The 13,906-nt window shown below is 71.8% G+C and carries 11 protein-coding genes; 7 read left to right on the forward strand and 4 right to left on the reverse strand.

All coding sequences use genetic code 11. The annotated features are described in order from the left end of the window. Nucleotides 1-36: 36 nt before the first annotated feature. From LRX76_RS15800 to LRX76_RS15820, 5 genes are all read left to right on the forward strand, one after another. Nucleotides 37-2,385: a S9 family peptidase gene (locus LRX76_RS15800; protein ID WP_231806651.1), complete on the forward strand. Its 2,349-nt coding sequence runs from the start codon at nt 37-39 to the stop codon at nt 2,383-2,385. Between the two features lie 50 nt (nt 2,386-2,435). Further along, nucleotides 2,436-2,795 carry an NUDIX hydrolase gene (locus LRX76_RS15805; protein ID WP_231806583.1) on the forward strand — a complete coding sequence of 120 codons (360 nt, stop codon included), beginning with the start codon at nt 2,436-2,438 and terminating at the stop codon, nt 2,793-2,795. A gap of 127 nt (nt 2,796-2,922) precedes the next feature. Further along, nucleotides 2,923-3,471 carry a hypothetical protein gene (locus LRX76_RS15810; protein ID WP_231806584.1) on the forward strand — a complete coding sequence of 183 codons (549 nt, stop codon included), beginning with the start codon at nt 2,923-2,925 and terminating at the stop codon, nt 3,469-3,471. A gap of 624 nt (nt 3,472-4,095) precedes the next feature. Further along, a complete protein-coding gene (locus tag LRX76_RS15815) occupies nt 4,096-4,572 on the forward strand; it encodes an NUDIX domain-containing protein (RefSeq protein ID WP_231806652.1) in 477 nt (158 codons plus the stop codon). Nucleotides 4,573-4,719: 147 nt separating this feature from the next. After that, on the forward strand, nt 4,720-5,943 hold the full coding sequence (locus tag LRX76_RS15820) for a hypothetical protein (RefSeq protein ID WP_231806585.1): 1,224 nt from the start codon (nt 4,720-4,722) through the stop codon (nt 5,941-5,943). 69 nt (nt 5,944-6,012) lie between these two features. Here the strand turns inward: LRX76_RS15820 and LRX76_RS15825 are convergent, their stop codons facing one another. Next, complete coding sequence (locus LRX76_RS15825; protein ID WP_231806586.1) at nt 6,013-8,151, reverse strand: M48 family metallopeptidase; 2,139 nt, start codon at nt 8,149-8,151, stop codon at nt 6,013-6,015. A 115-nt stretch (nt 8,152-8,266) separates the two neighbouring features. Next, entirely contained in the window at nt 8,267-8,704 is a 438-nt protein-coding gene (locus tag LRX76_RS15830; protein WP_231806587.1) for a hypothetical protein, read from the reverse strand. Nucleotides 8,705-8,870: 166 nt separating this feature from the next. On the opposite strand from LRX76_RS15830, the gene hemF reads away from it, so the two are divergent. Beyond that, nucleotides 8,871-9,809, forward strand: a complete 939-nt coding sequence (hemF, locus tag LRX76_RS15835; protein WP_231806588.1) for an oxygen-dependent coproporphyrinogen oxidase — start codon at nt 8,871-8,873, stop codon at nt 9,807-9,809. Beyond that, on the forward strand, nt 9,806-10,048 hold the full coding sequence (locus LRX76_RS15840; protein ID WP_231806589.1) for a DUF2164 domain-containing protein: 243 nt from the start codon (nt 9,806-9,808) through the stop codon (nt 10,046-10,048). The genes hemF and LRX76_RS15840 overlap by 4 nt, the downstream gene beginning before the upstream one ends. A gap of 141 nt (nt 10,049-10,189) precedes the next feature. Here the strand turns inward: LRX76_RS15840 and LRX76_RS15845 are convergent, their stop codons facing one another. Both LRX76_RS15845 and polA read right to left on the reverse strand, forming a co-directional pair. Next, nucleotides 10,190-10,669 (reverse strand): YetF domain-containing protein, encoded by a 480-nt coding sequence (locus LRX76_RS15845; protein ID WP_231806590.1) that lies wholly within the window; start codon nt 10,667-10,669, stop codon nt 10,190-10,192. Nucleotides 10,670-11,112: 443 nt separating this feature from the next. Further along, nucleotides 11,113-13,878, reverse strand: coding sequence for a DNA polymerase I (gene polA, locus LRX76_RS15850; protein WP_231806591.1), 2,766 nt, complete (start codon nt 13,876-13,878; stop codon nt 11,113-11,115). Between the last annotated feature and the right edge of the window lie 28 nt (nt 13,879-13,906).

A 13,906-nucleotide genomic window follows, 5' to 3' on the forward strand; every position in this document is an offset into this window, starting at 1 on the left:
CTGATCGCCCTGTCCTGCCTGTCGGCGTTGCCGGCCATGGCCCAGGACCACCTCGCCCGCGAGCAGGCGCCGCTCACCATCGAGCAGGCGATGGCCGACCCGGACTGGATCGGCCCGGCGGTCGAGAGACCGGCATGGGCCTGGAACGGCCGGCAGGTGGTCTACCAGCTCAAGCGCGCCGGCAGCCCGGTGCGCGACGCCTGGCGCCAGCCGCTCGACGGCGCCGCCGCGCGCCGGGTCGAGGACGGCGAGCGCGCCGACCTGGACGCGCCGCGCGCGGTCTACGACGCCCGCCGCCAGCGCATGCTGTTCGCCCGCAACGGCGACATCTTCCTGCGCGACCTGCGCAGCGGCCGCCTGACCCAGCTCACCCGCAGCGACGCGGCCGAGTCGCGGCCGCAGTTCGCCAGCGACGGCGGCGCCATCTGGCGTGCCGGCAACGACTGGTACCACTGGTCGCCCGACGGCGGCACCGCCCAGGTCGGCGTGGTCAAGGCCACGCGCGACCCGGCGGCGGCGCCCAAGGCCGACGACCTGCGCGAGCAGCAGCTGCGCACCCTGGCCACGCTGCGCAACGACCGTGCCCAGCGCGAGGCGCTGCGCCAGCAGGAGGACGCGTGGCGCCGCGCCGACCCGAGCCGCGCGCCGGCACCGGTATACCTGGGCGACGACGTGCAGATCGTCGACAGCGCGCTCTCGCCCGACGGCCGCCACCTGCTGGTGGTCACCCAGGCCAAGGCCGCCGACGAGGGCCAGGCCGGCAAGATGCCGCGCTACGTCACCGAGTCCGGCTACGAGGAGTTCCAGGAGGTGCGCACCCGCGTCGGCCGCAACGACCCGGTGCCGCACGCGCTGTGGCTGGTGGACACCGCCGCCGGCAGCGCGCGCGCGCTGAAGTTCGACGTGCTGCCGGGCATCGGCGATGACCCGCTGTGGCCGCTGCGCAAGGCCGCCGGCAAGCCGCCGATCAAGGGCGACCGCGCCGTGCGCATCGAGACCGACGGCGACGGCAGCGGCCCGGCGATCCACTGGAGCGACGACGGCCGCAACGCCGCCGTGCTGGTGCGCGCGGTCGACAACAAGGACCGCTGGATCGCCACCGTCGACCTGGACAAGGCGACGCTGCAGCCGCGCCATCGCCTCACCGACGCGGCCTGGATCAACTGGAGCTTCAACGACTTCGGCTGGATGCCCGACGGCCGCACGCTGTGGCTGCTGTCCGAGCAGTCCGGCCACTCGCACCTGTACCTGCTCGACCAGGCCGCGCTGGCCAGGGGCGGCAAGCCGCGCCAGCTCACCTCCGGCAACTGGGAGGTGTCGATGCCGCAGCCGGCACCGGACGGCCAGGCGTTCTACTTCCTGTGCAACCGCGCCTGGCCCGGCAAGTACGAGGTGTGCAGGCTCGACCTGGCCGGCGGCCAGGTCAGCGAGCTGACCGACCTGTCCGGGGTGGAGGACTACGCGCTCTCGCCCGACGCCTCGCAGCTGCTGGTCAGCTATTCCGGCAGCTACCTGCCGACCCAGCTGGCGGTAGTGCCGGCGGCCGGCGGCCAGGCGCGCGTGCTCACCGATACCCGCAGCGCCGCGTTCAAGGCGCAGCCGTGGATCGCCCCGCAGTTCGTGCAGGTGCCCTCGAAGCATGGTGCCGGCAGCGTCTGGGGCAAGTACTACGGCCCGGCCAACCCGGAGCCGGGCAGGAAGTACCCGATCGTGATGTTCGTGCACGGCGCCGGCTACCTGCAGAACGTGCACGCGCAGTACCCGGCGTACTTCCGCGAGCAGATGTTCCACAACCTGCTGGTGCAGCGCGGCTACATCGTGCTCGACCTGGACTACCGCGGCAGCGCCGGCTACGGCCGCGACTGGCGCACCGCGATCTACCGCAACATGGGCCACCCCGAGCTGGAGGACTACCTGGACGGGCTGGACTGGCTGGCGCAGAACAAGCAGGGCGACCGCGACCGCGCCGGCATCTACGGCGGCTCCTACGGCGGCTTCATGACCTACATGGCGCTGTTCCGTTCGCCGGGCACGTTCAAGGCCGGCGCCGCGCTGCGCCCGGTCGGCGACTGGATGCAGTACAACCACGAGTACACCAGCAACATCCTCAACACCCCGGACATCGACCCGGAGGCCTACCGCGTGTCCTCGCCGATCGAGTATGCCGACGGCCTGCGCGACCACCTGCTGATCGCCCACGGCATGATCGACGACAACGTGTTCTTCCAGGACTCGGTCAACATGACCCAGAAGCTGATCGAGCTGCGCAAGGACAACTGGCAGATCGCCCCCTACCCGCTCGAGCGCCACGGCTTCACCCGCGCCGATTCGTGGCTGGACGAGTACAAGCGCATCCTCGTGCTGTTCGAGCAGCAGCTGAAGTAGCGGTACCGGCGGCTGGCCGGTTCGCATCGCCGCCGCACCGACCGACGGCGGTGCCGGCCACGCCACTGCTGGTGCGCAGGCGCGGCCCGACGTTCTTCATGCAACCGGGCGGCAGGCGCGAGCCGGGCGAGCGGGCGCTGACGACGCCGGCGCGCGAGCCGGGCCAGGAACCGGGCGTGGGCCTCGTGCCCGGCGGTGCGCGCCGGCTGGGCGAGTTCGAGCACGACGCGTTAAACGAGGCCGGCCGAAGCGTCCGGGCCGAGGTGTCCGCGCTGCGCATCGACGGCATCCCGCAGGCCAAGGCCGGGATCGCCGAACTGCGCTGGGTCGCGGCCCGGCCGCACTGGCCGGTCGCCGTGGCGCCGCTCGGCGCCGGCCGCATCCTGGCGCCGCTGGCCGCAGGCGCCTGATCCAGCCGCTGCCGACGCGGACGGATCCACCCGGGGACGGCCTGCACGGACACGCGTTGCCGCCGCGCGCTGGCACAACCCGCAGGCCATGCCTACCATCACCGCATTCCTGTCGAGTACCCCTGCCATGAGCTTTCCCGACAACAGCGCCGACTACCACGACGAGTTCGATGGCGACGGCGAGGAACTGCCCGAGGCCGGCGACATCGAAGCGCTGGTCTGGAACCTGCTGCTGCTGATCAATCCGAACGACCCGGAGACCGCGCTGCGCCAGTTCGACGCCTATCGCGAAGCGGTGGGCAGCGCGCAGCCGGACGGGCCCGACGCGGTGTGGCAACTCAAGGACGTGATCGACTGGACGTCCGGCTTCCACATCGATGGCCAGGACCGGGCCGCGCTGATCGACTGCCTCACCCAGCTGGTGGCGCGCTGGAACCTGGAGATCGACTGGGGCGGCGACGTCAGCGACGACGACTTCCTCGACCAGGCCGACGTGCCGTCGCTGATGGCGGTGGCCTACGACCGCCTGCGCGAACACGGCTACACGCTGTGGAACTGGAACAGCGACGATGGTTGCTGCGCCGGCTGGATCGCGCTCAGCCGCGACGACGAAGGCATGCAGCAGCTGACCGCGCTGCTGGGCATCGAACTGCGTCCGGGCAGCGACGCGTTCTGACCGCGCGCCGAGCGGATCCGCACGTCCCCCCCGCCATTGCCGAGCGTGACCTCCATGACACCCAGTCCGCCTGCCCGCTCCGGCTTCGTCACCGTGATGGCCAGCCTGTCGCTGGCAATGGCGGCGCTGGGCGTGGTGGCCGGGCTGCAGCAGGCGGTGCTGCTGGCCGTGGTGCCCGCCGAGACGCTGCTGCGGCCGCTCACCACCCTGCTCGGCGGGCCGCTGCCGCCGCCGCTGGACGCGGTGCTGGCGCACCTGGCGCCGCTGAACCTGATCGGCACCGCCGCCTGCGCGGTGCTGCTGGCGGTGTCCTGGGGCCTGCTCAAGCGGCGCGAGTGGGGCCGGCGCGGCTTCATCGCGCTGCTGGTGATCGGCGCGCTGGCCAACTTCGCCTTCATCCCGCTTCCGCACTACCTGGCCGGCACGGCCCTGGCCTCGCCCGCCGATCCGGCGGCCGGACAGCTGCTGCAGCTGGCACGAGCGCTGCTGTGGATCGCCGCGCTGTCGATCGCGGTGCTGCACGCCGCCATCGTCTGGATGCTGTGCAAGCCTGAGATCCGCGCCGAGTTCGAACGCGGCGCCCTCGCGGCAACGCAGCCACGCACCTTGACGCCGCAGACCATGATGAGCGGGATTCCCACTGGCGCCGAGCAGCACGGCGGCGACGGCCGCATCCGCATCGTCGCCGCGCTGATCGACGACGGCCACGGCCAAGCACTGCTGGTGCGCAAGCACGGCTCGCCGTTCTTCATGCAACCCGGCGGCAAGCGCGAGCCGGGCGAGGACGCACTGGCCACGCTGGCACGCGAACTGCGCGAGGAACTGGGCGTGGGCATCGTGCCCGGCAGCGCGCACCGGCTGGGCGAGTTCGAGCACGATGCGGTCAACGAGCCCGGATGCCGCGTCCAGGCCGAGGTGTTCGCGCTGCGCATCGACGGCTCCCCGCAGGCACAGGCCGAGATCGCCGAGCTGCGCTGGGTCGCGGCCATGCCGCCGTACCCGGTTGCCGTGGCACCGCTGAGCGCCACCTGCATCCTGCCGTTGCTGGCCACGACCCGCGCAGGAATGGCGCACGTGTCCGGCACGGGTGGCATGCCCTAGCCCGCTCCGCACGCCTTGTCATTGATCGGCACGGAAGCGACCACCATGCGTCGCACGCGATAATCGCGCGTTCCCTCCGCATCGCAGCCGATCCACCGCGGCTCGCCGTCCACCACATCCGCACCCTGCACAAGGAGCCAGTGCCCCATGCACGTCTCATCCCCCGCGTCGCTCTCCCCGCGGCGCCGCCGCACCGGCTGGCGGCTGCATGCCGTGGCCGCCATCGCGTTCGGCCTGCTGGCCGGTGCCGCCCATGCCCAGCAGGCCCCGGCCTGCGGTGAATACGGCGAGAGCGAACTCGGCCGCACGCTGCTGGTCGAATCCGCCGACCGCCTGCAGGAGCGCCTGCAGGCCAATGCGCCGTCGCACTACCACTACAGCCTCGACGGCGGGCGCATGCGCGTGCTCGACCTGGACAGCGGCGATGTCGACGACTACAGCGTCTCCGCCGACGGCCGCAGCATCGTCACCCCGCCGCCATTCGGCGCCACCTACACGCTTTCGCAGCCGCGCGCGTGCAAGGCCGCGGTCGCGCCGACCGCCGCGGGCGACAGTCCCTGCGGGACCGACCTGGCCGCCTGTGCCGGGCAGTTGCCGGCCATGGACGAGGCCGCACTGCAGGCGCTGTGCGAACGGCGCCTGCCCTTTGCCTGCAAGGCCCTGGTGGAGCGCCAGCAGGAACAGGCCGACCGGCTCGGCCAGGTGCCGGAACCGGCGTCCGCGAAGGAGGTACCGGCGGCCTGCCGCGAGGGAACCCGTGGCTACTCGCGGCGCCGCTGCGAGGAGTTGGTCAGGCAGGCGATGCCCGCTTTCGTCGAGAGCGTGACGCAGGCCGTCCTCGCCCCGCGGCCGCTGCCGCAGGATCAGCTGCAGGCGCTGGCGCGCATGTGCGCGGACAACGACTCGGCCAGCCTGTGCGAACTGGCCGCCGAGAAGCTGTGGACCGCCGGCGACTACCTGCAGGGCCGGCAGATGCTGCAGCTGGCCTGCCAGGCTCCGCGCGAGAGTTCGATCGCGTGCCGCAGGGCCGGGAACCTGCAGCGGCTCGATGCCGCGCTGCTGGCGCGGCCGCCGCTCGAGGACCTGCCCTGCGGTACCTACACCGCCGGCAGCGGCATGTTCGCCACGCTGGCCTTCGACGCCGCCGGCCAGGTCGATCCCGGTACCGGACTGCCGCTGGCGGCCCGCATCGAGGACGGCCGCATCCTGATCCGCCAGCTCAACGGCGCCGAGTTCGTGTTGCGGCCGCTGGGCGAGGATGTCCTGCTCGGCCTGGACCAGTGGACCCGCTACTCGCTGTACCGGCGCGACGGCGAAGATGGCCGGTGCGCGGCGGCGGGTGGCTCGGCGGCGACGGACGCCGGCCGCTGACGAAGGGCCGGTAGCTCCCGCATCGCCGGCTCGGCCCCGGCTCCGCTCGCGCGGGCGGTGCCGATCCCGTCATTGCCCGGCGTCCTGCCGCGCGCGCTCGGCCAGCGCAAGCCGGGCGCGGGCCGCCTGCAGGTAGCGTTCCAGCATCTCCAGCCAGGCGTCCTCGCTCAGTCCGCGTATTCCCGCGGCCCTGAGCACCAGGCAGTGCGCACGCTTGTCGGCGCGGCAGTTGCCGCCGCGCGCCCGCGGCAGCGCGACCTCCGCCCGCAGCTCGAACCCGGTCAACAGCCGCCGGCCGCCGTTGAACACGGAGAGGTCCTCCACGTCCAGCCAGTTCAGCGGCTGCTCCACGCCGCGCAGCCGCAACGTTTCCGGCGTCAGCACCGCCAGCGGCCGCCGCGCGCGGCGGCGTCCGGCCATCGCCGCAACGATGGCCACGACTCCCGAGAACAGCGCAATGGTGCCGCGGCCCAGCGTCTCGGCCGAACCGGATGCCTGCCCGTGCATGGTCGCCAGCGCATACAGCCCCCATCCCGACAGCACCACGCCGGTGATCAGCACGATCGCGAAGGCACGGCCGATGTCCTCGTGGATCTCCACCGCGGCGGCATCGACCGCCCCGGCCGCCTCTTCCAGCAGCTGCCGGTGGTGCGCATCCACCTCGTCCCCGATCGCCCGCAGGTCGTCGAGCAGCTGCGGTTCCAGCGCCGGCGGCAGGCATGCCGATGTCGCGGCATCCGGCCCCCGCCTCGCCCCGTCCAGTGCCGCCTCGGCCAGCGCGGCTTCCGGCTGCAGGCCCAGCGCGCTGATGCGCTGGCCCAGCAGCGGATGGCTGTCGGTCGGATGCGGCTGGCGGTCGTCCAGGTTGGCCAGCAGCGCCTGCGGCGACAGCCGCCCGGCCAGCTCGGCCAGCAGCGACGAGGCGCGCCGGCCGTCTCCGGCGTCCAGCGCGGTGCGCACCGCATGCTCGATCGCCGGCGCCAGCGCTGCGCTGCGCAGCAGGGCCGTGGCCGCGGCCTGCGCCGACACCCAGCCGGCACCCTTGGCATCGGCGCGGAACTCGCGCTCGCGGCTCCAGTGCTTGACCGCCGCGTCGAACCGTTCGAGCACGAAGGTCCCCAGCAGCAGCGCCGGCTGCAGCAGCAGCGTGTCGTAGCGGCTGCCGCTGTGGGCGTCGGCGACCGCCGCCACGCTGCGCTCCATCTGTGCGTACAGCGGCACGAACCTGCGGCTGTAGGCGGTATCGTCGCCGGAGAAGTGCGCCAGCTCGTGGCCGACGATGGCGCGCAGCTCGTCGGCGTCGATGACCGCCAGCAGCGGCAGGTTCAGGTACAGCGTCCTGCCACGCAGCAGGCGCCGTTCCGGCAGCAGCGACAGCTCGCCCTCGGTGACGAAGAACCCTTCGGAAAGGCCGACCGCGATCTGCGCCGGGCGCTCGGTACCGGCCTGCCGGGCGAGGCCATCGACCAGTGCCCACAGCTGCGGCGCCTCGGCCTCGGACAGCGTGCGCGCCGGCAATGGCATCGGCTCCGGGGCCAGTGCGCGCATGGCCTGCCGCAGCACCCGCAGGGCGCCGGCGGCCAGCGCCAGGATCATCAGGCCCGCCAGCGCCAAAGCGATGCTGATGGGCGGGATCGCCAGCGAGAGCGCGCCGCTCTGCCACAGCGAGAGGACCTCGTAGCCGACGATCGCCAGCGCCGCCAGCGCGGTCAGCGCGATCTGCCCGCCCATCTGCCACGGCAGCAGCCGGCGGATGCGCCGGAAGCCCGCCACCAGCGCATCGCGCGAGCGCCGTCCTGCGCGCGCCGCGCGCAGGGTGAGGACGAGGAACAGGGCGCTGCCCAGCGCGCACAGCCCGCCGGCGGCGATGACGAGCGGCGGCAGCAGCGACTGCACCGCGGCCAGGCGCTCGCTGCGCACGAAGGCCTGGCTGTGCAGCTCGGCCACCAGGTAGGCCGTATGCACCCCCATGGAGCGACCGTCGTCGAGTGTCACCTCGGCCTCGGGGTCGCGCTTTTCCAGCGCCAGGCGCTCGGCCATCGTCGCGTCCAGGTCGCGGCGGATGTCCTGCTGCGTGGACAGCAGTTGCCGCTGGCGGTACTGCTCGCCCACCCCGATCGCCGCCAGCAGCAGCGGCAGGACGATGGCGACCAGGATCAGGCGGAACGGGACGGCGCCCGCCGGGATTGCGTTTTCTTTGTCGGACATGGTGTTGCGTTCGTGCCTCTGCCTGCCTGGCGCAGGCCATGCCCGCCGGCGCGGCGAACGCGCAGGCGGCGGAAAGATGCACGGGGGCCGCGGCCGCCCGTGCGGGGATGGACCGCTAGCGCTGCTCGAGATAGTCGGTCAGGAAGTGCTGCGCGTTCCCCGACCCGGACAGGTCCGCGTCGTACGACACCCAGTGCGCATCGGCCTCGCCCGGCAGGTACACCTCGCCACGGCCCTCGCGCAGGATCAGCACGACGAACTTCTTGCCGGCCACCGGAGTCCAGTAGCGGTCGCTGTCGTTGACACGCTCGACCTGCATCTTCTGGATCCTCATGTCCCAGTCGTGGTCGATCCCGCCGATCTGCACCAGGGCCTCGTTGGCCGTGCGCGGGCCGATGCGCAGGGTCCACACCTTCAGCCCTTCGGCTCCGGCATAGGCCTTGACCGAGGTGGCGATCTCCGGCCGCGGCGCTTCCGCCCGCAGCGGCGCCGACAGCCCCGTGCCCAGCATCAACAGGCCGGCCAACACGCCGACCGCCATCTTCTTCGTCATCGCAGACCGCTCCATGTGAAAACGTGGCGGCACCAGGGAGCGGACACCGGGTCCGGCCTTCCCTGCGCCAGAACCGGGCATCTTACCGGATCGTCCGATCCGCCCGCGCGCTCGCTCCGGGCGGCGCCACTGCTGCGGCGGCCCGTGCAGCCCCTAGAATGCCGCCATGAACCAATTCGACCGCGTCCGCGACTACCTCACCGGCCTGCAGGACCGCATCTGCGCCGCCATCGAGACGGCAGATGGCCAGGCCCGCTTCACGGAAGACCGCTGGCAGCGCGCCCCCGACGACGCCGGCGGCGGCAACCCGCCAGGCAGTGGCGGCGGACGCACCCGCGTGCTCAAGGGCGGGGCGGTGTTCGAACAGGCCGGCATCGGCTTCTCCGATGTCGCCGGCAGCCGCCTGCCGCCCTCGGCCAGCGCACACCGGCCGGAACTGGCCGGCGCCAGCTGGCGTGCCTGCGGCGTGTCGCTGGTGTTCCACCCGCGCAATCCCTACGTGCCGACCACGCACGCCAACGTGCGCTACTTCCGCGCCGAGCGCGACGGCGAGCCGGTCGCGGCCTGGTTCGGCGGCGGCTTCGACCTGACCCCGTTCTACCCGTTCGACGAGGACGTGCGGCACTGGCACCAGGTGGCGCACGCGCTGTGCGCGCCGTTCGGCGACACCCGCTACCCGGCGCACAAGCGCTGGTGCGACGAGTACTTCTTCCTGCGCCACCGCAACGAGACGCGCGGCATCGGCGGGCTGTTCTTCGACGACCTGGGCGGGGACTTCGAGACCGACTTCGCCTACCTGCGCGCGGTCGGCGACGGCTTCCTCGACGCCTACCTGCCGATCGTCGATCGCCGCCGCGACACGCCCTACGGCGAGCGCGAGCGCGCCTTCCAGCTCTACCGGCGCGGGCGCTACGTCGAGTTCAACCTGGTCTACGACCGCGGCACGCTGTTCGGGCTGCAGAGCGGCGGCCGCGCCGAGAGCATCCTGATGAGCCTGCCGCCGATGGTGCGCTGGGAGTACGGCTACGTCCCCGAGGCCGGCAGCGCCGAGGCGCGGCTGGCCGACTACCTGGTCCCGCGCGACTGGCTGGAACCGCCGCGATGATCGAGCTCGGCAAGGACGAGAAGGCGCTGCTGGTCGCAAAGATCCAGCGCTACTTCGAGCAGGAGCTGCAACAGCGGATCGGCGGCTTCGATGCGCAGTTCCTGCTGGACTTCTTCGCCCGCGAGGCCGGCGCGCACTTCTACAACCGCGGGCTGCACGATGCGCAGGCGCTGATCGCGCTGCGGCTGGAGGACCTGGCCGACGCCATCTACCAGCTGGAACGGCCCACGCAGGGATGAACCCGTGGCCCGGGCAAGGCCGCGGGCCGCACCCGGCGCAGCGGTGGCGATGCGCGCCTGCGCTTCCCGGGTGCGCTGCGCTTGCCCGGGCCACGGGGACCTCACGCCTCGGACATCCCGCAGCGAAGGCGCTCCGGCCGCCTACTCGTCCTTGTACTGGATGATGGTGATGCGCCCGCTGGTCTCCAGCAGCGCCAGCTTCACCTTGTCGATACCGGGGCAGCCGTCCATGCGCATCGCCTCCTCGAAGTCGGCACGGCTGACCAGCTCGCGCCGCAGCACCTGGCGGAACACCCGGCCGTCGCGCGCCAGCACGATCGGCTCGCCCTCGATCACGCGCTTGAGCCGCATGCTGCGCGCACTCATCCAGCCGGCCAGGTAGTTGATCGCCAGCAGCGTCGCGGCCAGCAGCAGGCCGCCCAGCAGCGAGGAATCCTCGCCGATCAGCGAGTTCTGAACCGCGTTGCCCAGCAGCACCACCAGCAGCATGTCGAACGGGGTGAACTGGCCGACCGTGCGCTTGCCGGACAGGCGCACCAGCGCCAGCACGACCACATACACCACCACCGCCCGCAGCACGAACTCGTACCAGGGCATGGCCATGTCGAACAGGTCGCTCATCGCTCCACCGTCATCGTCGGGACGACCGCACCGTAGGCGCCGGCCCATGAAAGAGACGCGAGGATGGCGCCCGGACGGATCGGCGCGCGGCCGGCGACTGCGTGCGGGACATAAAAAAGCCCCACCGACCAGGGGAGGATCGGTGGGGCCAGGGAACGGCAACTTGGGGAGGAGTCGCCGTTCCAGTAGATCTTCTCCAGGGGATGGGAGAGATCCGCGACAGGCATTGCGCCTGCCGGGTGCTATATCAACACCGCAGACATTGATGGATCGTGAAGATCACCGCGGCCGATTCGGGAGAATTAAGGGGTGATTCATTCTTCCGGCCATTATCGGCCGCGCATTAACTCAGATGAATACGCTCGCCAAATCTCCAGCGAAAACATCGGCTTGCACATAATCCTCACGCCAGTAAATTGGCGGTCGCGCGGTTTCCGATGCAATCAATGCGCCTGGTCCCAGTTGCCGCCGATCCCGGCATCGACCACCAGCGGCACCTTCAGCTGCGCCGCGCCGGCCATGCGCTGCACGACCTCGCCGCGCAGGGTGTCGATGAAGTCGGCATCGGCCTCGAACACCAGTTCGTCGTGCACCTGCAGGATCATCAGCGCGCGCTCGCGGTGATCGGCCAGCCACTGGTCCACGCTCACCATCGCGCGCTTGATGATGTCCGCCGCGGTGCCCTGCATCGGCGCGTTGATCGCCGCGCGCTCGGCGCCGGCGCGCAGGCCCTGGTTGCGGGCGTCGATGTCGTTGAGGTACAGCCGGCGGCCGAACAGCGTCTCCACGTAGCCGCGCTCGCGCGCCTGGCTGCGCATGCGTTCCATGAAGTCGCGCACGCCCGGGTAGCGGCTGAAGTACAGCGCCACGTAGTCCTGCGCCTGGCCGCGGTCGATGCCCAGGTTGCGCGCCAGGCCGAACGCGCTCATGCCGTACATCAGGCCGAAGTTGATCGCCTTGGCGGCGCGGCGCTCGTTGGTGGTGACCTCCTCCAGCGGCCGCCCGAACACCTCGGCGGCGGTGGCGCGGTGGATGTCGGCGCCGGCGGCGAAGGCGCGCAGCAGGCCGGCGTCCTCGGACAGGTGGGCCATGATCCGCAACTCGATCTGCGAGTAGTCGCAGGCCAGCAGCACGCGCCCGGGCGGGGCGACGAAGGCGCGGCGGATGCGGCGCCCGTCCTCGCTGCGGATCGGGATGTTCTGCAGGTTGGGATCGGAGGACGACAGCCGCCCGGTGGCGGCGCCGGACTGGTGGTAGCTGGTGTGCAGGCGGCCGGTGTCCGGGTTGACCATCTCCGGCAGCTTGTCGGTGTAGGTGCTGCGCAGCTTGGCCAGGCCGCGGTACTCCAGGATCGTGCGCGGCAGCTCGTGCTGGTCGGCGATCGCCTCCAGCGCCTCCTCGTTGGTGGAAGGTTGCCCCTTGGGGGTCTTCAGCAGCGCCGGCAGCTTGAGTTCGTCGAACAGCACCGCCTGCAACTGCTTGGGCGAATCCAGGTTGAAGCTGCGCCCGGCCAGCTCGGTGGCCTTCTGCTGGGCGGCGAGCATGCGTCGCGACAGGTCCGCGCTCTGCCGGCGCAGCTCGTCGCCGTCGATGTGCACGCCGTTGGCCTCCACCCGCGCCAGCACCGCCACCAGCGGCATCTCGATCTCGCGGTACACCCGCTCCAGCGCCGGCTCGGCCGCCAGCTGCGGCGCCAGCGCCGCGTGCAGGCGCAGGGTGACGTCGGCGTCCTCGGCGGCGTAGCCGGTGGCATCGTCGATGGCCACCTGCGAGAACGGGATCTTCTTGGCGCCCTTGCCGGCCACGTCCTCGTACTTGACGGTGTCGTAGCCCAGGTAGCGCCGCGCCAGCGAATCCATGTCGTGGCGGCTGGCGGTGGAGTTGAGCACGAAGCTCTCGAGCATGGTGTCGTCGCGGTAGCCGCGCAGCTCGATGCCGTGGCGGCGCAGCACGTGCAGGTCGTACTTGCCGTGCTGGCCGACCTTGGCCACCGCCGCGTCCTCCAGCAGCGGCCTGACCATGGCCAGCGCCTCGGCCAGGTCCAGCTGCGCCGGCGCGCCGGGATAGTCGTGCCCCAGCGGGACGTAGGCGGCCTTGCCCGGCTCGGCGGCGAAGCTCATCCCGATCAGGCGCGCGCGCATCGGGTCGAGCGAGTCGGTCTCGGTGTCGAAGGCGAAGCGGCCGGCCGCGCGCAATGCCTCCAGCCAGGCCTGCAGCCGCTGCGGGGTGGTCACCGCCTCGTACTCGCCGCGGGCGGCCAGCGCCGGGTCCAGGTCCGCGGCGGCCTCGGTCGCGGCCTTGGCGTAGCCGGCGGCGGTGCCGCGCAGGCTGGGCGCCGCCTCCGAGACGTTCTCCGGCACCGCGGCGCCGTCCAGCTCCTTCAGCGCCTGGGTGAAGCCGTAGCGCCCGTAGAGCTGGCGCAGCGCATCGGCATCGCGCTCGCGCAGCGCCAGCGTGCGCGGCCCGCCCTCCAGCCGGACGTCGGTCTTGATCGTCACCAGCTCGCGGTTGAGCGGCAGCCGCGGCAGCGCCGCGCGCAGGTTCTCGCCGATCTTGCCCTTGATCGACTCGGCGTTGGCGATCACCGCGTCCAGCGAGCCGTACTCGGCCAGCCACTTGGCCGCGGTCTTGGGGCCGCACTTCTCCACCCCCGGCACGTTGTCGATGGCATCGCCCATCAGCGCCAGGTAGTCCACGATCTGGTCGGCGCGCACGCCGAACTTGGCCATCACCGCCTCGTCCGAGTCGGTGTGGCTGCCGCTCATGGTGTTGACCAGGCGTACGCCCGGGCGCACCAGCTGGGCGAAGTCCTTGTCGCCGGTGGAGATGGTCACCTCCAGCGCCTCGGCCACGCCGGCCAGCGCCAGCGTGCCGATCACGTCGTCGGCCTCCACCCCCGGCACGCGCAGGATGGTGATGCCCAGCGCGTGCACGATCTCGCACATCGGCTCGACCTGCGAGCGCAGCTCGTCGGGCATCGGCGGACGGTTGGCCTTGTAGGCCGGGTACAGGTCGTCGCGGAAGGTCTTGCCGGGCGCGTCGACGACGAAGGCGACGTACTCGGGCCGCTCCTTGAGGGTGGCGCGCAGCATGTTGACCACGCCGAACAGCGCGCCGGTCGGCTCGCCCTGCGCATTGGTCAGCGGCGGCAGCGCATGGAAGGCGCGGTACAGGTAACTGGACCCGTCGATCAGGACTAATCTGCTCATCGCGCAATTCTACGCTGAGGCCCGCGGG

This window comes from Stenotrophomonas sp. MMGLT7 (genome assembly GCF_021168555.1).
Taxonomy (GTDB): domain Bacteria; phylum Pseudomonadota; class Gammaproteobacteria; order Xanthomonadales; family Xanthomonadaceae; genus MMGLT7.